Here is a 24,486-nt window from a genome sequence, read left to right as displayed (position 1 = left end):
CCGTATCTCCGTGACTTCACCACGGTGATCTCACAGCTGGACGCCAAAGAGGCCGAGGGGATCACGGCAGAGACCGTCGCGCTCACCGTCCTCGAAGCCGTCGAGGACAAGAAGACGCTGCCCATCTACGCGGTCGGCAGCAATGCTCCGGCGGTGTTCCTCGCCCAGCGATTGCTGCCGCGCACGGTGCTGGAATTGTTCACCGCTCGCGCCTACGGGCTGCCCAGCAAGCGGCCGGTGAACTAGCGAAACAGGTTCGCGACGAACGGAATCGTATCGGCCTGCGATTGCACGAAGGCTCCACTGTGGTCGGTGTCGTAGGCGCGGAACGTCACCGGCTGACCGTTGGCCGTCAGACGGGCGACGTAGGCGGCGGTGGTCGGGAACGGAACGTCGATGTCCTGCAGGCCGTTGCCCATGAAGAACGGCTTGTCGAATCCCGTTTCGGGCATCGCCATGTAGTCGTCGAGCACGGCGGTGAAGTTCGGCAGACCGGTCAGTGGCGCGGTGAAGAAGTCGCCGATCGTCACACCGTCGAGTTGTGCCTCGAAATCCGATACGCACGTCGTCTCGGCCAGGTCTGCGTACTTCTTCCCGAGCGGAGTCAGGATGTCGTCCAGCCCGAGCTCGGGATGCGCGTAGCGCAGCGACGCGCCGATGTACGCGACATAGGCGGTCAGGCCCGACGGTAGTTCCACCGGCGGTACGCCCGGTCCACCGATCGAGATCAACTTCTCGATGTACGCCGGAGTTCCGGTTCCGACCGCCCCGCGGTAGTCCAGATCGGGGCCGCCCAACTCGGTCGCGTACCGGGCGGTGTAGATCGCAGCGCCACCGCCCTGCGATTGGCCGACGGCCACCCAGGAACGCGAGAGGTCCTCGCTGTAGTTGCGGCCCGCCTTGACCATGTCGACCACGTTGTGGGCCGTGGTTCGACCGTCGAGATACGTTGGCAATCCGGGTGTTCCGAGGCCGGCATAGTCACTGGCGACGATGGCGTAGCCCTGCGCGAGCCAGTTCGCCAGGTACGGCAGATCCCGCTCGGCGTACGTCGGACCGATCAGAGACGGCGCACACGCGTCGCCGAGCCCGGAAGTGCCGTGGGCCCACGAGATCACCGGCCAGCCACCGTCCGGCGCAGTTCCGGGCGGTAGGAAGACGGTGCCGGTGCTCAGAGCCTTCTCACCGAAGGTGTCGGTGGTGACGTAAGTGAGCACCTCGGCCGAGGCCGCGCCGGGAATCCAGAGGTTTCGGTCCAGATCGCGAGTCGAGACGACGTCACCGATCTCCTGAGTGATAGCCGGTGCAGCGGAAGCAGGTACGGCCAGCAGCGCCGTCGCCATGCTCGACGCGAGCGCCGCGGCAACTGCGAGGACACCGATCCGACGCCGAGAGGTCACTGGTTCTCCATTTCGTTCGAGTGTGTGAAGCCACCGCGTTCGTCGATGCGCGCCACCTTGTAATACACGACCGCTCCGATCCACACGACGAAGAACGTGCCGACGACGAGTTGGCCGGCCAGATTCAAATCGATGACGGCCAGCGCGTCCCACAGTCCGCCGGTGAGCTCGAACTGCTCGGCGAGCAGGGTCGACAGCTGCACCGTGCCGATCACCAGAGCAACGAAGACGGACAGTCCCGTCATCGTCATGTTGTAGTAGATCTTGCGCACCGGTGTCACGAATGCCCAGCCGTACGCCTTGGACATGAAGATGCCGTCGATGGTGTCCATGGTGGTCATGCCCGCGGCGAACAGAACCGGCAGCGCGATGATCGCCATCGGCGGCAGTCCTCCTGCCATGGCCGTCGTGCCTGCGATCGCGAGCAGACCGACCTGGGTGGCGGTATCGAATCCGAGCCCGAACAGCAGACCCAGCGGGTACATCTGCCACGAGTGGTCGATCAGCTTGTCGTAGCGCCCCCGGAACAATCGGTTCATCAGCCCACGCTTGGCCAGCAACTCGTCGAGTCCGGCTTCGGTGAACTCACCGCGTTTCGCGCGTCGCCAGACTCCGACGATTCCGGCGAGCACTGCGATGTTCAACGCCGCGATGAGATACAGGAACGTTCCGGACACCAGCGTGCCGATGATGCCGCCGACTCCGGCGAACGCGTCCTGGAACGCCGTCGCCTGCGAGGCCACGAACGCGATGGCGGCGACGAAGACGAATACGACGGTCGAATGACCGAGTGAGAAGAAGAGCCCGACGGCCAACGGCCGCTTGCCCTTCTGCAGCAGAAAGCGGGTGGTGTCGTCGATGGCGGCGATGTGATCGGCGTCGAACGCATGCCTGAGCCCGAGGGTGTACGCCAATACGCCGGCTCCGGCGTAGACCAGCGTCCCGTCCGCTCCGGTGAGGTTGTGGATACTCGGAATGGCGTTGTAATGGGTGAACAACCCCCACCCGATCACGTGCAGGGCGGCCACGACTCCGGCCATGGCCAGCAGGCGGGGGATCTCGTCGGGAGTGAATCGACTCTGCCGCCGGCCGACCTCGGCGCGCGATAGCTCACTCGTCATGAAGAACATTGTGACCGACGACAACGAATTACTCTTCCCGCGCAGCCTCGGCCAGGACGCGCGTCGAGTCGCGTTCCACGGACCAGTAGGCCAGGAGGGCGAACACTCCCCCGATCGCCAGCAGCGGAAGAAGCGGAATCAGGCCGACGGTGAGTGAATCCGCCGCGTCGGACACCACACCGACCATGAGCGGCCCGACGGCACCGCCCGCGGTCGCGGCGATCTGCAGCATGCCGAATCCGAGACCCCGATCGCGTGCCGGAACCACGTCGGCGACACAGGCGGTGAGCGTAGGAAGAGCGAAGGCCGAGAAGAAGGCGAACACGGTGAGAAGAACGACGAACATCACCGTGGAGTTCATGCCGAGCGCGATCGACATGAACACACTTCCCACCAGGATTCCGCTACCGCCCAGCAGTACTCGCCATTGCGCCAGGCTGGTGCCGACGACGGCTCGACGGGTTGCCATCGCCGCGACGAGCGTGCCGAACACGATTCCCAGCAGTGTCATTCCTCCGCCTGCCGTCGCGGCGGCCGATTCGGACAGGCCGTACCGGCGTTGCAGCAGGCTCGGCAGCCAGAAGGTCAGTCCACCGATCGACAGACTCATGACCGTCAGAGCCGCGCCGGTGAACCACAGCGTTCGGATGGGCAGCAGTCGGCGCAGCTGGGTGGGAAGCGGTCCGGACGGCGTAGGAATCTGCGCACTCGGGTCTGCGCGGGCCGCCAACCGGTCTGCGTATCCGCGTTCGGGTTCTCTCAAACGTGAGACGAGCACTGCGACAAGCAGTCCCGGGATCGTCATGACCATGAACGCCCCGCGCCAACCCAGCCAGTCCGCCAGCACACCACCCAGGACTATGCCCGCCCCGCCCAGGTACGCCGAGGTTCGCCACCAACCGAACGCAGTGGATCGTGTTGCAGGCGGGTAGAAGTCGGCAAGAAGGCTCGCACTGGCCGGGTTGTCCACGGCCTCCGCGGCGGCAAGACCGACCCGCACGAGGTAGAAGATCAGGAAGGTGGGTGCCAGCGCCGAACCGAGAGTTGCCAGAGACCACAGAACGACGACCCAGGTCACGATCCTGCCGCGATCGTGACGGTCGGCGAGGTATGCAGCCGGTATCGCGAGGACACCCGCGGCGATCGCGGACGCACTGGGCAGCGATCCCGCCACCGCGTCGCCGAAACCCCATTCGGCCTGCAGCTGAGGAAGAACCGCGGCCACGAGGCTGAATTCGATACGGTCCACGAAGGCCACGAGCACCAACACGATCGCCGGTCCCCAGCCGAACGGCAGGACTGCAGAACCGGGCCCGGTTCGCAACGTCCCGATGGTTCGCCAACGATTGCCGTGATCGACCGTTGTACCTCGATCGATACCGGTCGCCATGTGTCGTCCCCCGATTCAGCGTTGTGCGGCAAATGACGAGTGACCCCAGTGTGCACCTTTTCGGAAATTCTCAACATCGGTTGATGTCTCTGTAAATTCCCACGAACATGCTGACAGGTCACAACGCAGAAGCGGACATTCGGGGCTCTCGCCACGGCAGGATGAGACGGCCGGAAACGAAAAGAATTGGGACGGTGTTCATGTCACGGGTGAGAATCGCGATGTGCTTGCTCGCGGGGCTGGGATCCTTCGCGATCGTCGTCGCTCTACTTCTGCCCACCCTCGTGTACGACCGCCTGGCGGTGACTCCACTCGACATCGACGCCACCACGGTGGCCACCACGGCGGACGGTGCGGGCGGTGAGGTCCTCGACTCGACGACGATCACCGGACCCGGCCCTCTCTCCATCGCGACGGATGTACCCCTCGTTCTCCAGCGGTACATCACCGTCGAGGATCCCTCCGACGCAGACCGCGTCACCTTCCAAGTGGGAGCGACCGTGAGACGGGCCGACCGCGACGGTGACGCGGGTCTGCTCACCGCCTCGGTGGATCGGGTGACGAGCGACCGGCGCACCGGACTACCCGTCGAACCCGCCGGATCCTTGCAGACCACAGTCGACTCGCCGGCCATTCCTTTGCCGCGCACAGGCTTACAGCATCGCTTTCCCTTCGATACCCAGCCGATCACGTACACGGTCTACGACGCGACGGCGTGGACGAGCTTCGAGGCGAACTTCGTCGAGGAGCTCACCATGGAGGGGCTGCCGATCTATCACTTCCGATCGATCGTGACCGAAGCCGACCTCTCGACCACCACGCAGTCGCCGATCAACTCGGTGACCCTCCCGGCATCGAAGTGGGGATTGGGCGACGGGGACGAGCCGATCACGATGAAGCGCTGGTACTCGAACGTGCGCGACATCTACGTCGAGCCCATGAGCGGGAGCCTGGTGTGGGGACAGGAAACGCCGTACCAGTACTTCGCGAGAGATCCGAAGGTCCCCGAGGTGACGATCTTCAAGGCCTCACTCGCCCTGGACGAGACGGGTCGCCTCGAGCAGGTGGCCTCGGCACGCGACGCGGCCAACAAGTTGGAGTGGGTGACCACCCGGGGACCGCTCCTGGGATCCGCGGTCGGTGGAGTGTTCCTCGTCGGTGCCGTTGCCGCCGGAGTGATCGGATCCCGTCGCGCTCGTCCGCCCGAGCCCACCCGCCGACAGGCAGAGCAAGCCGAGCGCGCGTCGGTGTAGGTGGACGCTCAGGTCGATGCTGCGCGGCTCGGCGCAGCAACCCCCAACGCCCCCAGCGCCATTGCCCGCAGCACCGGACGAGCGTTCTTCGACGGAGTACGCCCCGCACTGTAGGGCGTCGAGTTGATCAGACCGAAGACCGCGTGCGCCGTGGTTCGCGCGTCGGACTCGTTCAATTCCGGGTCGACGGCACACAGCACCTCGACCCACAGTTCCACGTACTCGCGCTGCATTCGGCGCACCTTGCGGCGCGCACCCTCCGGAAGACTCTGCAGGTCGCGATCCTGAATTCTGATGAATGCCGGTGTGTCGAAGGCGAAGTCGAGGTGGAACTCGACCAACGCGGACACGGTGTCCGCGGCGACCTCACCACGATCGACCACCGCACGGCCACCGTCGAGCAGATACTCCGAGATCCCGACCATCAACTCGACGAGCACGGCCTCCTTGTTGGGGAAGTGCCGGTAGACGGCCGGTCCGCTGACACCGACGGCCGCGCCCAGATCCTCCAGTCGCACCGAGGTGAACCCGCGTTCGGCGAACAGTGATGCTGCAGCGCCCAGCAACTGCTGCCGACGCTCGGCCTTGCGTTGCTCACGCACGGTCGTCGGTTTCGCTTCCGACTCCTGCACCGTCACCTCCTCGACTCTGGACACTCAGTTAATCGTAGTTTACTATCGTGTCAGTTATCAACGATTAACTGAACTTTCGTGACACCGACGTCCAACCCCTTAAGGCGTGCACCTCATGGCGATCGACACAGCTGCCAACCGGGCAGATCACGAGCTTCTCACCAGTGAGCTCGCAGAGAAGCTGGCCACTGCTGCCCGCGGCGGGAGCGAGAAGTCTCGGGAACGGCACATCGCCCGCGGCAAGCTCCTCCCCCGCGACCGCGTCGACGAGCTTCTCGATCCCGGTAGCCCGTTCCTCGAAATCTCACCGTTGGCGGCCAACGGCCTCTACGACGACGAGTGCCCCGGCGCAGGCGTGATCGCCGGCATCGGCCGCGTCTCCGGTCGCGAATGCGTGATCATCGCCAACGACGCCACCGTCAAGGGAGGCACCTACTACCCGATGACGGTGAAGAAGCATCTACGCGCGCAGGAGATCGCACTGCAGAACACTCTGCCGTGCATCTACCTCGTCGACTCGGGCGGAGCATTCCTTCCGCGCCAGGACGAGGTCTTTCCCGACCGCGACCACTTCGGCCGCATCTTCTTCAACCAGGCGACCATGAGCGCCAAAGGAATTGCGCAGATCGCTGCCGTCATGGGCTCCTGCACTGCGGGCGGCGCCTACGTGCCGGCGATGAGCGACGAAGCGATCATCGTCAAGAATCAGGGCACGATCTTTCTCGGCGGCCCGCCTCTGGTTAAGGCGGCGACCGGCGAGGTCGTCACCGCAGAGGAACTCGGCGGTGGTGATCTGCACTCGAAGACCTCCGGCGTCACCGACCATCTGGCCGAGGACGATCGAGACGCGCTCCACCGCGTCCGCCGCATCGTCTCCACCCTCGGGCCCCGCACTCCGCGGCCGTGGGACCTTCTTCCCACACGCGCACCGGTAGCCGACCAGACCGATCTGTACGACGTGGTCCCCACCGACCCACGCACTCCGTACGACGTGCGTGAGGTGATCACCCTGGTGGTCGACGCGGGTGAATTCGACGAGTTCAAAGCCGAATACGGCAAGACGCTCGTCACCGGATTCGCCCACATCCACGGCCATCCCGTCGGAATCGTCGCCAACAACGGCGTACTGTTCGCCGAATCTGCCATGAAGGGCGCGCATTTCATCGAACTGTGCGACAAGCGCAGCATTCCGCTGGTCTTCCTGCAGAACATCTCCGGCTTCATGGTCGGCCGCGACTACGAGGCAGGTGGCATCGCCAAGCACGGCGCGAAGATGGTCACCGCGGTCGCCTGTGCCCGCGTCCCCAAAATCACCGTCGTCATCGGCGGTTCCTACGGCGCGGGCAACTACTCGATGTGCGGCAGAGCGTATTCACCACGCTTTCTGTTCATGTGGCCCAACGCGCGAATCTCGGTGATGGGCGGCGAGCAAGCGGCGTCGGTGCTCGCCACGGTGCGCAGCGAACAACTCGACGCTGCCGGTCGGCCGTGGAGTGACGAGGACCAGGAATCGTTCAAGGCTCCCATCCGTGACCAGTACGAAAGTCAGGGCAACCCCTACTATTCGACGGCCCGCCTGTGGGACGACGGCATCATCGACCCGGCCGATACCAGGCAGGTTCTCGGACTGGCCCTCTCGGCGTGCGCCAACGCGCCGCTCGAGCCGGTCTCCTACGGCGTTTTCAGGATGTGAGAGGTATGACCACGATGATCGACACCGTTCTGATCGCCAACCGCGGCGAGATCGCCGTGCGGGTGGCACGAACACTGCGCCGCATGGGAATTCGTACCGTCGCCGTGTACAGCGATGCCGACGCCGATGCCCGGCACGTCCGTGAGGCCGACACCGCCGTACGGCTCGGACCCGCGAACGCTCGCGAAAGTTACCTCGACATCGCCAAGGTGATCGCGGCTGCGAAAAGCACAGGCGCGCAGGGCATTCACCCCGGATACGGCTTTCTCTCCGAGAACTCCGAGTTCGCAACCGCCTGTGCCGAAGCCGGAATCGCATTCCTCGGGCCCCCGGCGAAAGCCATCGAAGTGATGGGCGACAAGATCGCCGCGAAGGCTGCCGTCAGCGCATTCGGCGTACCCGTCGTTCCGGGAATCTCCCGCCCCGGCCTCACCGACGCCGACCTCGTCGCCGGCGCGCCGGACGTCGGATTCCCGGTGCTCGTCAAACCCTCCGCCGGTGGCGGCGGCAAGGGTATGCGTCTGGTCGAGCGTGCCGAGGATCTACCCGCAGCGTTGACGAGCGCTCGCCGGGAGGCGGCCTCGTCCTTCGGAGACGACACCCTCTTCCTCGAGCGATTCGTGTTGCGGCCCCGGCACATCGAGGTACAGATCCTCGCCGACGGACACGGCAATGTCATCCACCTCGGCGAACGCGAATGCAGTCTGCAGCGCAGGCACCAGAAGGTCATCGAGGAGGCTCCGTCTCCCCTACTCGACGAAGCAACCCGCGCACGCATCGGCGAGGCCGCCTGCAACACTGCCCGCAGTGTCGACTACTCCGGTGCCGGCACGGTCGAATTCATCGTCTCGGCCGATCGCCCCGACGAGTTCTTCTTCATGGAGATGAACACTCGTCTTCAGGTCGAGCATCCGGTCACCGAGATGGTGACCGGTCTCGACCTCGTCGAGTGGCAGGTTCGGGTGGCGTCGGGCGAGCCCCTCACTCTCGCGCAGGACGACATCACGCTCACCGGACATGCCATCGAGGCCCGCGTGTACGCCGAGGACCCCGGCCGCGGATTCCTCCCCACGGGCGGTGCCGTCGTCGGATTGCGTGAGCCCTCTGCGCCGGGGATTCGCGTCGACTCCGGTCTCGCCGTCGGAACGGAGGTGGGCAGCAACTACGACCCCATGCTGTCCAAGGTCATCGCGCACGGTCCCGATCGCGCGACCGCATTGCGCAGCCTCGATCGTGCACTGGCCGACACCGCAGTGCTCGGGGTGATCACCAACATCGAGTTCGCTCGATTCCTGCTCGCCGACAACGATGTTCGAGCCGGCAATCTCGACACCGGCCTACTCGACCGCCGTGTCGAGGATTTCGTGGCCGCCGAGGCCACCGACGAGGCGCTGATCGCCGCCGCCGCAGTGCAGTGGCTCGACGCGTGGCAGACCGCGGAACAGGACATCTGGGCAGCACCGTCGGGTTGGCGAGTCGGCGCGCACGCGTCGTTCCATCGTCGCCTCGCGTCCGGAGGTCGGACGGCGCACGTAGCGATCACCGGCACGACAGCCGTGGCAACGGTCGTCGTCGACGACGGATCGCCGCGCACCCTGCGGGCAACGGCCACCGAGAATTCGGTGGATCTGGTGCTCGACGGTCTACGCGAATCGATGACCTTCGCTCGAAGCGGCTCGGCAACATGGATTTCCAGCTCCCGAGGCACCTGGCGAGTCGATCGGATCGCCGAGGCGAGCGTCCGCGAGGACGACGCGCACTCCGGCGATGCCGAGATCCTCTCGCCAATGCCGGGCTCGATCATCGCGATCGGAACAACCACCGGCAGCGCCGTCAGCGCGGGCACGGCCATCGTCGTCGTCGAGGCGATGAAGATGGAACACACCCTCACCACCCCGATCGACGGCACCGTCGAACTGACTGTTGCAGTGGGGGATCAGGTCCGCGTCGACCAGGTCCTCGCCCGAATCGTCCCCAACCACACCGAACAGGACCCATCATGACCGATCATCTGTCGTCCGCGAATCTGCCCGACGAGTACCAGCAGCTGGTCAAATCCGTTGCCGACTTCACCCGCACCGTTGTGGCACCGGTATCGGCGAAACACGATGCCGAGCATTCCTTTCCGTACGAGGTAGTTGCCGGCATGGCGGAGATGGGCCTGTTCGGCCTGCCGTTTCCCGAGGAGTTCGGCGGCATGGGCGGCGATTACTTCGCGCTGTGCCTGGCCCTCGAGGAGCTCGGCAAGGTCGACCAGAGCGTGGCGATGACCCTCGAAGCCGGCGTCTCGCTCGGCGCAATGCCCGTCTACCGATTCGGCAACGACGAGCAGAAGCAGCAGTGGCTGCCCAAGCTCACCGCAGGCAAGGCCCTGGCCGCATTCGGTCTCACCGAGCCCGGTGCCGGCAGCGACGCGGGTGGCACCAAGACCACCGCCAAGCGCGACGGTGGTGACTGGATCATCAACGGCAGCAAACAGTTCATCACCAACTCGGGCACCGACATCACCGAGCTCGTCACCGTCACCGCGGTGACGGGGGTCGACGAAGCGACGGGGCGCAAGCAGATCTCGTCGATCCTCGTCCCCACCGATACCCCGGGATTCGTCGCAGAGGCCGCCTACAACAAGGTCGGCTGGAACGCGTCGGACACCCACCCGCTCAGCTTCACCGATGTGCGCGTGCCGCAGGAGAATCTGCTCGGCGAGGAAGGTCGCGGGTACGCGAACTTCCTGCACATCCTCGACGAGGGCCGGATCGCGATCGCCGCCGTCTCGGTCGGTGCCGCACAGGGTTGCGTGGACGAGAGCGTCAAGTACGCCAAGGAACGTGAAGCATTCGGTCAACCTATCGGCCGCAATCAAGCGATCTCGTTCAAGATCGCCCGCATGGAGGCCCGCGCCCACACCGCGCGAACCGCGTACTACGACGCGGCGGCATTGATGTTGGCGGGCAAGCCGTTCAAGAAAGCTGCGTCCATCGCCAAGCTCGTCGCCTCCGAGGCCGCGATGGACAACGCGCGCGATGCGACGCAAATCCACGGCGGGTACGGCTTCATGAACGAATATGTGGTCGCTCGTCACTACCGCGACAGCAAGATCCTCGAGATCGGTGAGGGGACAACCGAGGTTCAGCTGATGCTCATCGCGCGGAGCCTGGGACTGTGAGCGACAAGCGAATTCGGCAACGTGGCCTGTGGTTCGAGGAGATGGAACTCGGCACCGTCTACGAGCACCGACCCGGCCGCACCATCACCGAGGCCGACAACACGCTGTTCACCACGCAGACGATGAACACGCAGGCCCTGCACCTCGACGCGGCCTACAGCGAGACAACGGCGTTCGGCCAGAGATTGGTGAATTCGATGTTCACCGTCTCCACCCTCGTCGGACTGTCGGTGACGCAGTTGACCCAGGGCACCATCGTGGCGAACCTGGGTTTCTCGGAGGTGTCGTTCCCCAAGCCGCTGTTCCACGGAGACACCCTCTACGCCGAGACCGTGATCTCGGACAAGCGCGAATCGAAATCCCGCCCAGGCGAGGGCATCGTGACGTTCACCCACACCGGTCGAAACCAACACGGGGACGTCGTCGCGATTGCCGTCCGCAAGACGCTCGTCCGGATGCAACCACCGGAGGAGGCGTCGTGACCTGGGTTCCGCCGGGACCGGCGTGGCTGTTCTGCCCGGCAGACCGCCCCGAGCGCTACGAGAAGGCGGCGGCACGAGCAGATGTCGTCATCCTCGACCTGGAGGATGCGGTCGGGGCGGCGGACAAGGCGGGTGCTCGTGAGTCCGTCCTGTCGACCCCACTGGATCCAGCGCGCACCATCGTCCGCGTCAACGCGCACGGCACCGACGATCAGGCTGCGGACCTCGCGGCGTTGCAGCAGACCGAGTACACGACCGTGATGCTCCCCAAATGCGAATCGGCCGAACAGATTGCGGCTTTGGCTCCGTTGAATGTCGTCGCGCTGATCGAGTCTCCGCTCGGCGCGATGACGGTGTTCGACGCCCTCGCCGCCGACAATGCGATCGGTGCCATGTGGGGTGCCGAGGATCTGGTGGCCGCAATGGGTGGCAACTCGAGCAGGCATTCCAATGGACAGTATCGTGCTGTGGCGCAGCATGTTCGGTCGCAGACGCTGCTCGCAGCCAAGGCACGTGGGGTGTTCGCGTTGGACTCGGTGTTCCTCGACATCCCCGATCTCGACGGTGTCCGCGCGGAGTCCGAGGATGCCGTGGCTATCGGCTTCGACGGAAAAGTGGCCATTCACCCGAGCCACATCCCCGTCGTTCGCCAGGCCTATGCACCCACCGCCGAGGAACTCGACTGGGCCACCGACGTGCTCGACGCCGTCGCCCAGAACCGCGGCGTCTTCACCTTCCGTGGCCAGATGGTCGATGCCCCGGTACTCGCGCATGCTCGACGCATCGTCGCCCGCAGGCCGTCGTAGACCGGTAATTGCAGACGCCGTTAATTGTCGGCGCGGTACGGTGGGTGGTCACGAGTACCGGCATCGAAAGGCACGGCAATGACCGCACACGACCCCGCGCTGACGGCGCTGGCGCAGAACTGGCTGGCGCTGGCGGTGCTGCACGGCCGGATCGAGGGTCGGATCGAACGCGCACTACAGGCCGAGCACAACCTCAGTGCTCGTGAATACTGGCTGCTCGACGTCATGGGCAGGCAGCACGACGGGGAGGGCGGGCATCTGCAGATGAAGCAGGTGGCCGACGCCGTCGTACTGAGCCAGAGTGCGACGACGCGACTGGTCACCCGACTCGAAGACCGCGGACTACTCACTCGGTACCTGTGCCCCACCGATCGCCGAGGCATCTACACCGACGTCAGCGAAGAAGGCCTGGCCCTGCTCGAGGCCGCGCGACCGACCAACGATGCGGCGCTGCGCGAGGCACTCGACGAGGCGTCGACCGAGCCGGATCTGATCCCACTGGTCGACGCCGTCCGCCGCGCGGAGGATTGAGAATCACTGCAGGTGAGTGAGCTGGAACGTCGAGGGGTTGAACCGAGGCACATTCTTCCTTACCGTTACTTACGGTACGCAAATACACTTCGGTTGGACGTTTCAGGAGGTACTCGATGAATCGAGCGACTCGGGCATTCTTCAGCCCTGTGGTCGGAGCTATCATCGCGCTGGCTCTCATCTGGGGCTTCGGCTCCGACGTGCCGTTCTGGAAATGCGCGCTGATGGTGGTCGTCGGCGCAGCCGTCGCGTTCGGCCTTAATCTCGCATGGGAGTCCAATCCATGGAATGACGAATCCCCCTCGGAGAGAACTCGATTGTCCGCGCCCTGACGCAACGGCACAGACGGTCGAGATCATGCCAATCCGTCGACGACCTGTCGCGTCGCATCGGAGACGAGACTGTTCATGGCCGGTGAATCTTCGTTGTTCGACGTCGTAGCACTGAGGACGACCACGAGAATTCGTTGCCCGTCCGGTCCCAGCAACAGCCCTGCATCGTTCGAGACGCCGTAACTGCCCGTGCCGGTCTTGTCCGCCGAAGTCCACCCATCGGGGATGCCGGCGCGGAACCGGGCGTCGGAGGTCTGAGTATCGGCCATCCAGGCCAACAGCTGTTCGCGTGAGGCCGCGGTCAGTACATCGCCGTCGAGCAAGGTTCGGTAGCCGGCGGCCATCGAGTTCGGTGTTGTGGTGTCGCGTGGATCTCCGGGGATAGCGGTATTGAGTTCGGGCTCGGTGCGGTCGAGCCGGAACTCGGTGTCGCCCAGCGACCTCGCGAACTCGGTGAGAGCCGCAGTTCCACCGGCCTCGCGAATCAACAAATTGCCGGAGGTGTTGTCGCTCTCGGTCAATGCGGCCGAAGCCAAGTCTGCGATCGTGACTACCGACCCGGGTTCCCAATCGACGGCCGACTCGGGCACCTTATCCGCCGCGGTGATCGTTCTGGTGTCGCTCAGCTGCAGTGCACCTGCATCGACGGCGGCAAGAACGGCACCGAAGGCATACACCTTGAACGTCGAACAGAACGCGAAACGTTCGTCGCCGCGATGACTTTCGGTGGAATCCGAGGCGAGATCGACAGCACTGACGCCGAGTCGAGCATTATCCCTGGCCTCGAAATCGAGATAGACCTGTTCTGTACTGGACTGTTCATCGACGGACTGTTCGGTGGTGGTTGCAGCAGTCTGCGGTGGTTCTACGGTGGTCGTCGCCGAACACGCGACGCCTGTGGTCAGTGTCAGAGTCACCGCTGCGATAGCGGTGATCAGTCGGGTGGAGGTCGAGGTACGCATGGGAGTCACCCGATCACATACGGTTGCTCTCGAGCCACGCACCCAGGGATCATTACCCCGCCCGCACCTGAGCGTTCACAATCGAACACATTGCGCGACTTCCCGCGTCGTCCGCACGATCCTGAACACTCAGGCCCAGGAAGTGACGGCTGTCTGCAAAAAGACTGTTTCGATCACCGCCGTTGACACCACCCCACGCATTGATCGACACGATCTTCACGGCGTCATGATGGCAGACGAGCTCGACCTGGAACAGTCGATTTCGATGCGGCAGTGACGATCCACGAGACGTCGGAGCAGCACCCGAACCGGGACATTGCACACAGCGTCGCGATGCACGGATTCCCCTTCGCCGACGCCGCCGATGCACTCTATGGTTATCCATCACCCGACCAAGAACCGACAGGAGATCGAGCACCCGTGAGTGTGCAGTGGGCCGGCTTCTTGTCGTTGGTGTTGGCCAGCTACATCTCCCCCGGGCCCGACACTGTGATGATCCTGCGCTCGAGCGTGAAAGGGCGGATCGTCGCGATGGCAGCAGCTGCCGGCGCATTGTGCAGCTTGGCCGTGCATATGCTCGTCAGCGCGGTTGGCCTGTCGGCATTGATCGTCGCGCTTCCCGGCATCCTCACCGTCCTTGCAATCCTTGGGGCCGTGTATCTCGCCTACCTCGGTATTCGGGCGCTGATGGCGAGCGTCGGCACGAGGCGTTCAGGCGGGAGTTCCCTCACCGTCGGCCCCGAGTCGGTATCCGGTAGCCATGCCCGTCGACGCGCCTTCCGAAGTACCTTCGTCACCAACTTGACCAACCCGAAGGTGATCCTGTTCTTCGTCGCCGTGTTGCCGCAGTTCGTCGACCGATCGTCCTCGTGGCCTTCGCTATGCAACTCGGAGTCCTGGGTGCCGCCGACGTCCTGGGTGCCGCCGACGTCCTGGTCGGGGTTCTTTATCTGCCGATACTGGTCCTGTTCGGCGTCAGGGCTTTTCGCAACCTCGGCCCGCGAGGACTGGCCAACCTCGAACTCGGAGTAGGTGTTCTGCTGCTGATCTTCGCCGGCGCACTTGTCGTCGACGGCGTTCTGGGTTGAGCCCGACCGGCTGACTCCGCGAACGACTTGTGAGAACGTGGGGTGGTGGAACCCATGCGCCCGGTCGACTATGTGGAGCGGGGACTTTCTTCGGCCGCTCGGCGCGAGCAGCGCTTTTGGCGAGTATTTTACGTATGCCTGTTCATCTGTCAGTTTGTCGCGCTCGTCGTGTACGACATCGGATTCTGGTGGGTAGTCCTGGCCAGTACCACCGCATGGGGGCTCTACACACTGTTCTGGGCTGTGTTCATACGTGACCGCTCTCAGGACTGACCCCCATCGCTGCGTCGGACGGTAAACGCGGCAACCAGCGCGCCGATTACGAAGACGGACGCCGTCAGCATGATGTTCGACCACAGACTGAAGCGAGGGTCAAACGTGAACTGTTGCGGTACAAGGTTCTCCCCGTTGTAGAGGTTCGACACCAGGCTCGCCGCGACGGCCACGACTCCCACCCCGATCACTACGCGCGATCGCAGAGCAACACCCCAGATCAACACCGCTGCCGACATCGTCAACAGCGGTAGCAGTCCACGAATGGTCAAGTTGCCCAGGAAGAACAGCAGGCCGCTCCGCACGGCAACGACTGTGGCAACACACAATCCAACGCTGACCGCGAGCCACAGACGAACGTGCAATTCGGCACCTGATCTACGTTCACGCCACGTGCAGTAGAGAGCAACTGCCCCGATGCACACCGGCAGTGCGATCAGCCAGTAGAGACCCGCTACCGGTGATGCGAGATACGCGGATCCGCCGAACCACATCGGACTCGATACCGACTCCCCGGAACCGAGCGGCTGCCGAACGTAGAACGGCAACGCGCCGATGAACAAAGCCGCGATGAGCAACAGAGGGACGGACAACCACGCGGTGACGGCATGCGGTCGAGAATCGGCACCGACGCCGTCCAGCCGAGCCCGTTCGTTCGAGATTCTACCCGGACGATCGCTCACGTGAACTCCCTCGACGACGTCATCAAACCCTACGCCCGGTTTGTTTTGATTGTCGAGATCAGAGCTCCACCGCCGCACCACGCGAGGGCAACGAAAAAGCCCCGAACCGCATCGCTGCAGTTCGGGGCTTCTTCTTCTGTGCGCCCGAAGGGATTCGAACCCCTAACCTCTTGATCCGTAGTCAAGTGCTCTATCCGTTGAGCTACGGGCGCATGTTCAGTTATTCAACTGGTCCAGCTGAACGGCAACGATCTACCGTTCGTGGCGGAGGCGAGAGGATTTGAACCTCCGGTCCCGGTGAAAGGACAAGTCATTAGCAGTGACTCCCATTCGGCCGCTCTGGCACGCCTCCTAGGCTGCCGGCCCTCTCGGACCGCCGAGGAAAGAGATTACCCACAGCGGAGGCCAGAAGGCAAAACGGCTGGTCGACGCCTGTGGTTCGCGCGTCGTTCGCGTCGAAGATGCTTGTTGCTCTTCAGCGCATGAAGCTGTCGAACCAGTCGAAGATTCGGGTCTGCGCGTCCACGAGCGCGGCGGCTGCGGGGTCGCTGTGGTCGGAGCTGCCGGGTTGTTCGCGGGGATGGTCGGCTCGATGCTTCAGCCCCGAATAGCTGACGACGTTCGTGGCCACTGAGGCGCGCGTGGCGGCGTCGCGAAGGGCTTCGATGTGTTCCGGTGGGGTGTGCGGGTCGTCCTCGCCGTAGAGACCGAGCCAGGGGGCCTGCAGCTTGGGTGCGGCCTCGACCAACGCGACAGCGTCGGAGTTGAGCGGTTCGACGATGCCGGCGGCAGCAACACTGACCGCCGCCCCGACCGGACGGCTGGTGGCCACGATCAACGCTGCTGTGCCTGCGTCGTCGAACCCGATCACCCCGACACAATCGGGATAGACACCGCGCTGGACGAGCCAGTCGGAGGTGGCATCGAAGTCCGCGAAGAGGTCGTCGCCGAAGACTTCCTTGTCGTCGCCGTGGCCTCGGTGGAACAGGTTCGGCGCGACGGCGAGCCAGCCTTCCAGCGCGAGTGCGCGCAGCAGGTCGAGCAGGGACTCGGGCACTTCACGTGCCTCGTGCAGCACGACGATTCCACCGCGAGGTGGACCATCGGGTTCGACGGCCGTCAACGGCACTTTCTCGCGCGGGGGTGATTCGTGCGCGGTCGTGTCCACCACGTCGTCCGCACCGACCGTGGGCGCGGAGGCGGACCGAAGAACTGCGACGTCGCTCAATATTCCCGACATACTTATCGAAGATAGGACGATCGGTCCGGTCGTGCACAGCAATATCACGGACGCGCAGAAGTCAACCCCGAACCTGGGCGCATAATGGCAGCCGTGACCGCGCGCATCCGCCCCGACCTCGACGCCATCCCCGCCTACGTTCCCGGCCGCACCTTTCCGGGTGCGATCAAACTGGCGAGCAACGAAACGACGCAGGGACCGCTGCCGAGCGTGCGCGACGCGATCGCGGAGGCCGCCGGTGGCGTCAACCGCTACCCCGACAACCGAGCGACCGCGCTCGTCGAGTCACTGGCGAAGAAGCTCGGAGTCGCCGCGGAGAACGTGGCCGTCGGCAGTGGTTCGGTCTCGCTGTGCCAGGAGGTCGTACAGATCACCTGCGGTCCCGGCGACGAAGTGCTGTTCGCCTGGCGCTCGTTCGAGGCATATCCCATCGTCACCAGCGTCGCCGGCGCGACACCTGTGCTGGTTCCGTTGACCGCCGACCACGTGCACGACCTCGACGCGATGCTTGCGGCCATCACCGACCGCACCCGGCTGATCTTCGTCTGCAACCCGAACAACCCGACCGGAACCGTCGTTCAGCGCGACAAGCTCGAGGCGTTTCTCGATGCGGTGCCGTCGAACATTCTCGTGGTCCTCGACGAGGCCTACTTCGAGTACACCCGCCCCGACGCAGGCAACCACACCGACGGAGTGGAGCTGGCACGCGGACGACGCAATGTGATCGTGCTGCGGACGTTCTCGAAGGCCTACGGACTCGCCGGCTTGCGGGTGGGCTACGCGGTGGCCGATCCCGAGGTGATCACGGCACTGTCGAAGGTGCGGATCGCCTTCGCAGTCAGCACCGTTGCCCAGCAGGCTGCGGTGGCGTCGCTGGAGGCGTCGGCAGAGCTGCTGGCCCGCACCGATGCCCTCATCGCGGAACGGGATCGTGTGCGCGACGCGCTCGTTGCGGGCGGCTACGACGTCGGCGCATCGCAGTCCAACTTCGTCTGGCTGCCGCTGGCCGAACGCTCGGGTGAGTTCGCCGCTTCTGCAGCCGAACAGGGCGTACTGCTGCGCGCCTACGGAAACGACGGAGTGCGGGTCACCATCGGCGACCCGCACGAGAACGACGCGTTTCTGAAGTTCGCTCTACAGACCTAGCGCGCGCTCGAGCGTCGGCCAGGATTCACGCAGGTCGTCCTGCCAGTACGGCCACTGATGGATGCCGTACGGGCGATAGACCACTGTCGCGGGGATGTCCAGCGACCGAAGCCGAGTATCGAACACCGTTGTGCAGTACAGCGCGGCCGCCTCGAGCGGTCCACCCATCAGGGCGCTCTCGACTCCGCTGCCACCGGGGCCGAGCTCGTACGGACCGGGTAGGCCGGTGCCGACGGACAGGTAGACGTCCTTGCCGCGGAGCGCCTCGGCATTACGCGACGGATCGTGCTCGACCCACTTGGGATCGGTGTTCTCGCCCCACATGTTGGTTGCGTTGCCGCCGTTGGTGGCGACGGTGGCACGCACCGCGTCCTTGAAGTTGGTCTGCGAATTGTCGTAGCAACCGCTCAGGCCGGCGACGCCGGTGTAGAGGCTGGGGTGACGTGTCATCAGGTCCATCGCGGCCTGGGCACCCATCGAGACACCCGAGATCGCGTTGGTGCCGTTACCGGAGAAGCGCGCATCGATCAGCGGCGGCAACTCCGACGTCAGGAACGTCTCCCAGTTGTTCACGCCCAGCACCGGGTCCGGCACGTTCCAGTCCGTGTAGTAGCTGCTCGATCCACCGACCGGGAGCACGACGTTGACCTGCTTGTCGGCGAAGAAGTCGACGATGTCGGTCTTCTGCGTCCAGGTGCTTTCCTTGTAATCGGATTCCTTGCCCGCGCTCACACCGTCGAGCATGTACAGCGTCGGACGAGACACCGCCTGCGCGGCCGGAAGAAGAACCTGAACCTGGATGGCGCGGCCCATGGCCGGCGACTCCACCCACACGGCAGCGCGGCGGTCGGTCAGCATGTCCACCCGATCGATGCGCGCCGAGGGCAATGGCTGGGACTGAGCGGCGATGCCAGGAGCCGCACCGGCGCCATCGGAACTGCCGGTATCGGGGAGCGGCTGCGCCCCGGCAAGACCCGAACCCAGCAGCGACACTGCCAGAGCAGCTCCCGCTACTGCCAACACTCGACGGTGCATCAGATTGCCCATCCTCCCCCGGCGCACCCTCACGGGGCGCAACACAAACAACATCCGTCACTCAACGTACCCACCTATATGCGCGCACGCTAAAGCTGTGGGTTCGCTCACAATAGCCGCGGATACACGGGTACAAAAGTCCGCGTGATCCTTTGTTACATGTACTCGAGACATAACGGTCTACCTGGTCGGATGTCCTCGCGGACACCGCTACCGCGAGGGCACTCAATGTGACATTCGGTGGACTTTTCGGGGGTCGATGTCACATCGAGTGGACCTCTGGGAGTGTCAGCCGCGGCCGGTTTCGCCCTGCAGCTTGTCGATCATTTCCGACGCTTGCGCCTTGTTGAGACCCTCGGGAACTTCCTCGCCCGCTTCCTGCGCAAGAGTGCTCAGGTAGCTCTTCTGCGGGCCGGTCATCGGCTGGTCGCCGGTGACCCAATCGTCGGGATCCTTCTCGGGGTTCTGGTTGACCTGCTCGTTTTCGCTCATACGTTCGTAGATACGCCGAATCGATGGGTTCCAAACACGTTTGCCCGTGTGCGCTCGGGCGTAGGTCACTCGAATGACTTGATTGACAGTTCAACAATTCACCGAGGATGCTCCACATCACATCCCCTCGATTGGAGTTCCATGAAGACGAAGAACCTGCTGGTCAAGATCGGCATCAGCGGCGTGATCGCGGCGGCCGCCCTGGTCACCGCCCCGGCCGTAGCGTCGGCCGATCCGATCACCGACTTCCTCTGCAACAGTGGTTCGGCCCAGTTCTGCCCGGTTCTCCTGCCCCCACCCCCGGCCCCACTGGCAGCTCCCGCGCCCGCACCCCGTCAGGGCGGCACATTCCAGTACGAGAACTGCGACGCGGCGCGCGACGCCGGAGCCGACCCGGTCTATCGGGACGAGTACGGCTACGGACCTCATCTCGACCGCGACAACGACGGCATCGGCTGCGAGTAGCGAGTTCGCACTTGTGCAGGTAGATGGCACTGATTTGTCTGCACAAGTGCGGTCTCGGCGGGCGGATACGCTCATCCGGTGAGACGACGCCAGCAACCGCCCCTGGCGAAGCGGTACGGTCTCGATCCCGCCCGAATTCGGATGCCCGAGGACGGCCCCTGGCTCACTGTTCGTGACTTCCTCACCGCTACGGAGTCACGCATTCCCCCGCACCGGATCGACGCCATGCTCGCCGCCGGTGACATCGTCGACATGGCCGGCCCCATCTCCTTCGACGCTCCATACGTTCCCGGCGAGGCGGTCTGGTTCCACCGCGACCTACCGTCGGAAACCGTTGTGCCGTTCGATATCTCGATCGTGCACCGGGACGACGCGTTGCTCGTGATCGACAAGCCTCACTTTCTGTCGACCATCCCCCGCGGCGGACATATTCTGCAGACCGCGCTCGTACGATTGCGTCTCGAACTCGAACTGCCGCAACTGGTGCCCGCTCACCGGCTCGATCGTGTGACCGCTGGCCTGGTCCTGTTCGTCGTGGATCCGACACTGCGCGGCGCGTATCAAACGCTCTTCTAGGATCGCGAGGTCCGCAAGGAGTACGAGGCAATCGCGCGCTACGACCCGTCGCTCACCCTGCCGACCGTCGTTCGCAGTCGAATCGTCTCGGAGAAGGGGCAATTCACCGCCCACGAGGTCGACGGAGAACCCAACGCGCACACCACCGTCGAACTACTGGAGCATCGAGACGGACTCGGTCGCTATCGACTGACACCGGTGACCGGCCGCACCCATCAACTGCGATTGCACATGAATGCACTCGGCGTGCCCATCCTCGGCGACGATCTCTACCCGACAGCCACCGGCCGAGCCGTCGACGATTTCACCGACCCGCTCCAATTACTCGCCAGTGCAATCGAATTCACGGACCCGATCTCGAAAGCCCCGCGACGCTTCGAGACCGGATTAGGCCTGGAGCGGTGGGTACCAGATGTCGGCCCGTGACTTCCGGCTCCGCTCGGCTACTCGGGATGTCGATCACGCTCGGACTTCACGAGTTCCTTCGTGCGCACCAAGCGCAGCGCAGTGACCAACACGACGCCCCCGATGATGTTGAAGAGCACTGTGTAGCCGAACCAATCGATCCAGTCTCGGTAACTCACGTCCGCACCCGCGTGGATGGCTCCGAAAATCAGCAAGGAATCGAGAATCGAGTGGAACAACTGCAATCCGGCCAGCAGGAACCCTGCCGCCATGGCAGCAATGATCCGCGCGACATCAGAGGTTGTTCCTTGCTGCATGCGAGTCAGCAACGTCATCGTGCTGCCGCCGAGAACGGCGAGGCAGATCGATTGGAGATTCAGCGGTGCGTCGACGAAATGATGTGCCGCCTCGGACAGCACCTCGAGCCACTGCGGAAACGCGTGTGCAATCAACCACATAACGAACCAACCGCCCAGCAGATTCGCCAGCAACGTTCCGACCCACAGCCTCGCCAGCTGCAGAGGTGTTCCGTCGCGGGCAACCACCGCCGCGATCGGCATCAGGAAGTCCTCGGTGAACAGCTCACCATGCGCGAGATAGATGGCCACCAGGCCGATGCCGAACGCAAGGCCCGCCAGCAGATGACTTCCGGTCTCGTCCAGCACCGCGAGATAGGCCATCACACCCAGAGCAACTTCGAGCCCGCCGAAGAATCCGGTGATCAGCACTGTGCGCACGGTCCGGTGCAATCGCTCTGCACCTTCGGAGACGACAGCGTCGAAACTTTCCTCGAGTTCCTCTTCCAGAGGTCCCTCGTTGTCGCCATCGTTGCGCCGCGCTTCTTCACTCATTCGCAGGTAGTACCCACTGAGTTGGTATCGATACCAGCTCGTCGGGAATCCTGCATTTCGAGTTTCGAACGGGGCAAACAAAACCGGCCCACCCTCGCGGGTGGACCGGGGTAGAACTTGTGGCGGAAGCGGAGGGATTTGAACCCCCGGACGCTTTTACACGTCTCTCGCTTTCAAGGCGAGTGCATTGGGCCGCTCTGCCACGCTTCCGTGTGCGATCTTAAACGGCCGAGCGGCCCGAGGCCCAATCGCCCCTCACCGTCGCGGTGTCGAGCCGGACGCGTCCATCGCGGCGTCGACCTTCTCGAAGATGTCGCCCAGCACCTCCAGTTCGTGGGGCGAGAGTATGTCGACGAGGTGCTGACGGACGCCGCGGACGTGCGTGGGTGCCGCCTCCGACAATCGCCGACGCCCTTCCTCGGTGATCACCGCCAGCACGCCTCTGCCGTCGTTGACGCAGGTACTGCGAGACACCATGTCCTGCAGTTCCATTCGCCTGATCTGATGCGTCAGGCGACTTCTCGAGGACAGGACACCGTCGGCGAGCTCACTCATTCGGATGGAGCCGTCGACCGATTCCGACAACATCACCAGGATGCGGTACTCGGCCATCGACAGATCGTGGCGATCCTGCAGATCCTTGTTCAATACCCCCATCAATCGTTGCCCGCCGTCCATATAGGCGCGCCATGCTTTCATTTCCGCAGTGTCGAGCCACTGCGGGTCCCCCCCGGGACCAATGGCTAATTCGGCCGTCACGCGTGTCATCTTAGGCGGGAAATCTACCCACGAGTAGGTTGACGCGGTTCGAGGCCCCGTTCGGCACAGCGCCCTATGGTCGAGGTATGACCGATCCCTACATCGACCCGCCGTACGTTGCCGCCGACGATCGCTACGAGTCCATGCTGTTCCGCCGAGTGGGCTCACGGGGCCCCCGACTTCCGGCAGTGTCGTTGGGACTGTGGCACAACTTCGGTGACGACGTACCGCTGATGAACCAGCGCGCGATCCTGCGTCGCGCATTCGATCTCGGCATCACGCATTTCGATCTGGCCAACAATTACGGCCCGCCGTACGGCAGCGCGGAGAAGAACTTCGGCCGCATCTTCTCCGAAGATTTCGCCGGATACCGCGATGAGCTGATCATCTCCAGCAAGGCCGGCTGGGACATGTGGCCCGGCCCCTACGGCTTCGGCGGCTCTCGCAAGTATCTGTTGTCCTCGCTCGAACAATCCTTGACCCGAATGCGACTCGACCACGTCGACATCTTCTACAGCCATCGCCCCGACCACGACACCCCGATCGAAGAAACAGCAGGCGCACTGATCAGCGCTGTGCAGCAGGGCAAAGCCCTGTACGCGGGCATCAGCTCGTACAAGCCCGAGGGCACGCAGAAGATGACAGACCTGCTCGCCGAAGCGGGTGTTCCCCTGCTGATCCATCAGCCCAGCTACTCGATGGTCAATCGGTGGATCGAACCCGAACTGCTCGCTACCCTCGACGCGGTGGGCGCGGGCGTCATCGCCTTCTCGCCTTTGGCCCAAGGCATGCTCACCGACAAGTACCTCGACGGTGTTCCCTCGAATTCGCGAGCAGCGCAGGGTAAATCACTGAATCCGGATTGGCTCACCGATGACCACATCGGACATCTCCGGGCGTTGAACGACATTGCCGCCACCCGCGGCCAATCCCTCGCACAACTCGCGCTGAGCTGGGCCCTGCGCGACCCACGCGTGACGTCGGTACTGATCGGCGCATCGAGCGTCGAACAGCTCGAGAACAACGTGGCGGCTTTGAAGAACCTGGACTTCACCGACGCCGAACTCGCCGAGATCGACACGCATGCCGAGGACTTCGGAATCAATCTCTGGGACCTGTAAAGGTGCCTGCGGCAGTGGTGCAGTTAAGCGCTCCAGAGGGCACCTAACCGCACCACTGCGCCGGAGGCGCACTATGGAGACATGCGTGCCATCACACTGAAAGAATTCGGCGATCCCGACGTCATGGAATGGACCGAGGTCCCCGACCCCCGCCCCGGCCGCGGACAGGTGATCATCGATGTCTCGGCCACCGCCGTCAACCGCGCCGACCTGATGCAGCGTCAGGGCAATTACCCACCGCCTCCGGGTGCCAGCGACATCCTCGGACTCGAGTGCTCGGGCATCATCTCCGAACTCGGTGAGGGCGTCAGCGGCTGGAACGTCGGAGACAGGGTCTGTGCACTGCTGGCCGGCGGCGGCTACGCCGAGCAGGGCGCCGTACCCGCCACCCAACTCTTCCCCATTCCGCAGGGCCTCGATCTACATGTCGCAGCGGCACTTCCGGAAGTCGCCTCGACGGTGTGGTCCAACCTGGTGATGGACGCACACATGCGTTCGGGGCAGGTACTGCTCATCCACGGCGGCGGCAGTGGAATCGGCACGCACGCAATCCAACTGGCCAAACAGATGGGCGTAACCGTCGC

Annotated in this window: 24 protein-coding genes, 3 tRNA genes and 2 pseudogenes; 15 read left to right on the top strand and 14 right to left on the bottom strand. The window is 64.2% G+C overall.

The features are described 5' to 3' along the window. Window positions 1-246 (top strand): annotated as a pseudogene (locus tag A2J02_RS28460) (short-chain dehydrogenase/reductase); the annotation flags it as partial. On the opposite strand, the gene A2J02_RS24590 reads toward A2J02_RS28460, so the two are convergent. From A2J02_RS24590 to A2J02_RS24580, 3 genes are read right to left on the bottom strand one after another with little or no spacing between them, the layout of a single operon-like run. Beyond that, complete coding sequence (locus A2J02_RS24590) at window positions 243-1,343, bottom strand: lipase family protein (protein ID WP_231894006.1); 1,101 nt, start codon at window positions 1,341-1,343, stop codon at window positions 243-245. The pseudogene A2J02_RS28460 and the gene A2J02_RS24590 overlap by 4 nt on opposite strands. A 53-nt stretch (window positions 1,344-1,396) precedes the next feature. Further along, window positions 1,397-2,521 (bottom strand): HoxN/HupN/NixA family nickel/cobalt transporter, encoded by a 1,125-nt coding sequence (locus tag A2J02_RS24585; protein ID WP_082899048.1) that lies wholly within the window; start codon window positions 2,519-2,521, stop codon window positions 1,397-1,399. Window positions 2,522-2,549: 28 nt separating this feature from the next. Continuing rightward, window positions 2,550-3,911, bottom strand: a complete 1,362-nt coding sequence (locus tag A2J02_RS24580) for an MFS transporter (protein WP_068054919.1) — start codon at window positions 3,909-3,911, stop codon at window positions 2,550-2,552. Between the two features lie 200 nt (window positions 3,912-4,111). Between A2J02_RS24580 and A2J02_RS24575 the strand changes: the two genes are divergently transcribed. After that, window positions 4,112-5,164, top strand: a complete 1,053-nt coding sequence (locus A2J02_RS24575; RefSeq protein WP_188078762.1) for a DUF3068 domain-containing protein — start codon at window positions 4,112-4,114, stop codon at window positions 5,162-5,164. 8 nt (window positions 5,165-5,172) lie between these two features. On the opposite strand, the gene A2J02_RS24570 is transcribed toward A2J02_RS24575, so the two are convergent. Continuing rightward, window positions 5,173-5,820 carry an SACE_7040 family transcriptional regulator gene (locus tag A2J02_RS24570; RefSeq protein WP_068054913.1) on the bottom strand — a complete coding sequence of 216 codons (648 nt, stop codon included), beginning with the start codon at window positions 5,818-5,820 and terminating at the stop codon, window positions 5,173-5,175. 91 nt (window positions 5,821-5,911) lie between these two features. Here A2J02_RS24570 and A2J02_RS24565 point away from each other — a divergent pair, with 91 nt between their 5' ends. The 7 genes from A2J02_RS24565 (at window position 5,912) to A2J02_RS24535 (ending at window position 12,806) form a co-directional block, all read left to right on the top strand. Beyond that, the gene (locus tag A2J02_RS24565) at window positions 5,912-7,489 is read left to right on the top strand and encodes a carboxyl transferase domain-containing protein (RefSeq protein WP_068054910.1); all 1,578 of its coding nucleotides are present in this window, start codon (window positions 5,912-5,914) and stop codon (window positions 7,487-7,489) included. Between the two features lie 5 nt (window positions 7,490-7,494). Continuing rightward, a complete protein-coding gene (locus A2J02_RS24560; protein ID WP_068054907.1) occupies window positions 7,495-9,492 on the top strand; it encodes an acetyl/propionyl/methylcrotonyl-CoA carboxylase subunit alpha in 1,998 nt (665 codons plus the stop codon). Further along, window positions 9,489-10,655: an acyl-CoA dehydrogenase family protein gene (locus A2J02_RS24555; RefSeq protein ID WP_068054906.1), complete on the top strand. Its 1,167-nt coding sequence runs from the start codon at window positions 9,489-9,491 to the stop codon at window positions 10,653-10,655. Before A2J02_RS24560 ends, A2J02_RS24555 begins: the two co-directional genes overlap by 4 nt. Further along, entirely contained in the window at window positions 10,652-11,137 is a 486-nt protein-coding gene (locus tag A2J02_RS24550; RefSeq protein ID WP_331712071.1) for a MaoC family dehydratase, read from the top strand. Before A2J02_RS24555 ends, A2J02_RS24550 begins: the two co-directional genes overlap by 4 nt. After that, the gene (locus tag A2J02_RS24545; RefSeq protein ID WP_068054903.1) at window positions 11,134-11,943 is read left to right on the top strand and encodes an HpcH/HpaI aldolase/citrate lyase family protein; all 810 of its coding nucleotides are present in this window, start codon (window positions 11,134-11,136) and stop codon (window positions 11,941-11,943) included. Before A2J02_RS24550 ends, A2J02_RS24545 begins: the two co-directional genes overlap by 4 nt. Before the next feature lie 78 nt (window positions 11,944-12,021). Next, window positions 12,022-12,474 carry a MarR family winged helix-turn-helix transcriptional regulator gene (locus A2J02_RS24540; RefSeq protein WP_068054900.1) on the top strand — a complete coding sequence of 151 codons (453 nt, stop codon included), beginning with the start codon at window positions 12,022-12,024 and terminating at the stop codon, window positions 12,472-12,474. A gap of 116 nt (window positions 12,475-12,590) precedes the next feature. Continuing rightward, entirely contained in the window at window positions 12,591-12,806 is a 216-nt protein-coding gene (locus tag A2J02_RS24535) for a hypothetical protein (RefSeq protein WP_156516371.1), read from the top strand. A 23-nt stretch (window positions 12,807-12,829) separates the two neighbouring features. Here A2J02_RS24535 and bla read toward each other — a convergent pair whose 3' ends face one another. After that, a complete protein-coding gene (bla, locus tag A2J02_RS24530) occupies window positions 12,830-13,768 on the bottom strand; it encodes a class A beta-lactamase (RefSeq protein ID WP_068054896.1) in 939 nt (312 codons plus the stop codon). A 420-nt stretch (window positions 13,769-14,188) separates the two neighbouring features. On the opposite strand from bla, the gene A2J02_RS24525 reads away from it, so the two are divergent. Next, window positions 14,189-14,800, top strand: a complete 612-nt coding sequence (locus A2J02_RS24525; protein WP_197478129.1) for a LysE family translocator — start codon at window positions 14,189-14,191, stop codon at window positions 14,798-14,800. A 319-nt stretch (window positions 14,801-15,119) separates the two neighbouring features. On the opposite strand, the gene A2J02_RS24515 is transcribed toward A2J02_RS24525, so the two are convergent. From A2J02_RS24515 to A2J02_RS24500, 4 genes are all read right to left on the bottom strand, one after another. Beyond that, a complete protein-coding gene (locus A2J02_RS24515) occupies window positions 15,120-15,812 on the bottom strand; it encodes a hypothetical protein (RefSeq protein ID WP_068054889.1) in 693 nt (230 codons plus the stop codon). Between the two features lie 139 nt (window positions 15,813-15,951). Continuing rightward, window positions 15,952-16,024, bottom strand: a tRNA-Arg gene (locus A2J02_RS24510). 50 nt (window positions 16,025-16,074) lie between these two features. Further along, window positions 16,075-16,164: transfer RNA gene (locus A2J02_RS24505), tRNA-Ser, on the bottom strand. A gap of 123 nt (window positions 16,165-16,287) precedes the next feature. Then, on the bottom strand, window positions 16,288-17,052 hold the full coding sequence (locus tag A2J02_RS24500; RefSeq protein ID WP_068054886.1) for a dienelactone hydrolase family protein: 765 nt from the start codon (window positions 17,050-17,052) through the stop codon (window positions 16,288-16,290). A 93-nt stretch (window positions 17,053-17,145) separates the two neighbouring features. On the opposite strand from A2J02_RS24500, the gene hisC reads away from it, so the two are divergent. Further along, window positions 17,146-18,198 carry a histidinol-phosphate transaminase gene (hisC, locus tag A2J02_RS24495; protein WP_068054929.1) on the top strand — a complete coding sequence of 351 codons (1,053 nt, stop codon included), beginning with the start codon at window positions 17,146-17,148 and terminating at the stop codon, window positions 18,196-18,198. On the opposite strand, the gene A2J02_RS24490 is transcribed toward hisC, so the two are convergent. Together A2J02_RS24490 and A2J02_RS24485 are read right to left on the bottom strand one after the other, a co-directional pair. Then, window positions 18,187-19,233 carry an alpha/beta hydrolase gene (locus A2J02_RS24490; RefSeq protein WP_068054932.1) on the bottom strand — a complete coding sequence of 349 codons (1,047 nt, stop codon included), beginning with the start codon at window positions 19,231-19,233 and terminating at the stop codon, window positions 18,187-18,189. The genes hisC and A2J02_RS24490 overlap by 12 nt on opposite strands. Before the next feature lie 288 nt (window positions 19,234-19,521). Next, complete coding sequence (locus A2J02_RS24485) at window positions 19,522-19,725, bottom strand: DUF3072 domain-containing protein (RefSeq protein ID WP_068054883.1); 204 nt, start codon at window positions 19,723-19,725, stop codon at window positions 19,522-19,524. A 141-nt stretch (window positions 19,726-19,866) separates the two neighbouring features. Here A2J02_RS24485 and A2J02_RS24480 point away from each other — a divergent pair, with 141 nt between their 5' ends. Continuing rightward, complete coding sequence (locus A2J02_RS24480) at window positions 19,867-20,190, top strand: excalibur calcium-binding domain-containing protein (protein ID WP_068054881.1); 324 nt, start codon at window positions 19,867-19,869, stop codon at window positions 20,188-20,190. A 141-nt stretch (window positions 20,191-20,331) separates the two neighbouring features. Next, a pseudogene (locus tag A2J02_RS24475) lies at window positions 20,332-21,192 on the top strand (pseudouridine synthase). Between the two features lie 17 nt (window positions 21,193-21,209). Here A2J02_RS24475 and A2J02_RS24470 read toward each other — a convergent pair. The 3 genes from A2J02_RS24470 to A2J02_RS24460 form a co-directional block, all read right to left on the bottom strand. Continuing rightward, window positions 21,210-22,022, bottom strand: coding sequence for a formate/nitrite transporter family protein (locus A2J02_RS24470; protein ID WP_068054878.1), 813 nt, complete (start codon window positions 22,020-22,022; stop codon window positions 21,210-21,212). Between the two features lie 120 nt (window positions 22,023-22,142). Further along, window positions 22,143-22,232 (bottom strand) — tRNA-Ser (locus A2J02_RS24465). Between the two features lie 45 nt (window positions 22,233-22,277). Then, complete coding sequence (locus tag A2J02_RS24460; protein WP_068054875.1) at window positions 22,278-22,790, bottom strand: MarR family winged helix-turn-helix transcriptional regulator; 513 nt, start codon at window positions 22,788-22,790, stop codon at window positions 22,278-22,280. A gap of 77 nt (window positions 22,791-22,867) precedes the next feature. Between A2J02_RS24460 and mgrA the strand changes: the two genes are divergently transcribed. Further along, window positions 22,868-23,902 carry an L-glyceraldehyde 3-phosphate reductase gene (gene mgrA / locus A2J02_RS24455; protein ID WP_068054872.1) on the top strand — a complete coding sequence of 345 codons (1,035 nt, stop codon included), beginning with the start codon at window positions 22,868-22,870 and terminating at the stop codon, window positions 23,900-23,902. Window positions 23,903-23,983: 81 nt separating this feature from the next. Then, on the top strand, window positions 23,984-24,486 hold a 503-nt coding region (locus A2J02_RS24450), incomplete at its 3' end, for an alcohol dehydrogenase catalytic domain-containing protein (protein ID WP_156516370.1).

The organism is Rhodococcus sp. EPR-147, from assembly GCF_001647185.1.
In the GTDB taxonomy this organism is placed as follows: Bacteria; Actinomycetota; Actinomycetes; order Mycobacteriales; family Mycobacteriaceae; genus Rhodococcoides.
This window is presented reverse-complemented; position numbering and strand designations above follow the sequence as displayed.

What these genes read in the sequence shown, in the direction of transcription:
- A2J02_RS24590 (WP_231894006.1), bottom strand. Translation starts at nt 1,343, where the DNA reads ATGGCGACGGCGCTGCTGGCCGTACCTGCTTCCGCTGCACCGGCTATC.
- A2J02_RS24585 (WP_082899048.1), bottom strand. Translation starts at nt 2,521, where the DNA reads ATGACGAGTGAGCTATCGCGCGCCGAGGTCGGCCGGCGGCAGAGTCGA.
- A2J02_RS24580 (WP_068054919.1), bottom strand. Translation starts at nt 3,911, where the DNA reads ATGGCGACCGGTATCGATCGAGGTACAACGGTCGATCACGGCAATCGT.
- A2J02_RS24575 (WP_188078762.1), top strand. Translation starts at nt 4,112, where the DNA reads ATGTCACGGGTGAGAATCGCGATGTGCTTGCTCGCGGGGCTGGGATCC.
- A2J02_RS24565 (WP_068054910.1), top strand. Translation starts at nt 5,912, where the DNA reads ATGGCGATCGACACAGCTGCCAACCGGGCAGATCACGAGCTTCTCACC.
- A2J02_RS24560 (WP_068054907.1), top strand. Translation starts at nt 7,495, where the DNA reads ATGACCACGATGATCGACACCGTTCTGATCGCCAACCGCGGCGAGATC.
- A2J02_RS24555 (WP_068054906.1), top strand. Translation starts at nt 9,489, where the DNA reads ATGACCGATCATCTGTCGTCCGCGAATCTGCCCGACGAGTACCAGCAG.
- A2J02_RS24540 (WP_068054900.1), top strand. Translation starts at nt 12,022, where the DNA reads ATGACCGCACACGACCCCGCGCTGACGGCGCTGGCGCAGAACTGGCTG.
- A2J02_RS24535 (WP_156516371.1), top strand. Translation starts at nt 12,591, where the DNA reads ATGAATCGAGCGACTCGGGCATTCTTCAGCCCTGTGGTCGGAGCTATC.
- bla (WP_068054896.1), bottom strand. Translation starts at nt 13,768, where the DNA reads ATGCGTACCTCGACCTCCACCCGACTGATCACCGCTATCGCAGCGGTG.
- A2J02_RS24500 (WP_068054886.1), bottom strand. Translation starts at nt 17,052, where the DNA reads ATGTCGGGAATATTGAGCGACGTCGCAGTTCTTCGGTCCGCCTCCGCG.
- A2J02_RS24490 (WP_068054932.1), bottom strand. Translation starts at nt 19,233, where the DNA reads ATGCACCGTCGAGTGTTGGCAGTAGCGGGAGCTGCTCTGGCAGTGTCG.
- A2J02_RS24485 (WP_068054883.1), bottom strand. Translation starts at nt 19,725, where the DNA reads ATGAGCGAAAACGAGCAGGTCAACCAGAACCCCGAGAAGGATCCCGAC.
- A2J02_RS24480 (WP_068054881.1), top strand. Translation starts at nt 19,867, where the DNA reads ATGAAGACGAAGAACCTGCTGGTCAAGATCGGCATCAGCGGCGTGATC.
- A2J02_RS24470 (WP_068054878.1), bottom strand. Translation starts at nt 22,022, where the DNA reads ATGAGTGAAGAAGCGCGGCGCAACGATGGCGACAACGAGGGACCTCTG.
- A2J02_RS24460 (WP_068054875.1), bottom strand. Translation starts at nt 22,790, where the DNA reads ATGACACGCGTGACGGCCGAATTAGCCATTGGTCCCGGGGGGGACCCG.
- mgrA (WP_068054872.1), top strand. Translation starts at nt 22,868, where the DNA reads ATGACCGATCCCTACATCGACCCGCCGTACGTTGCCGCCGACGATCGC.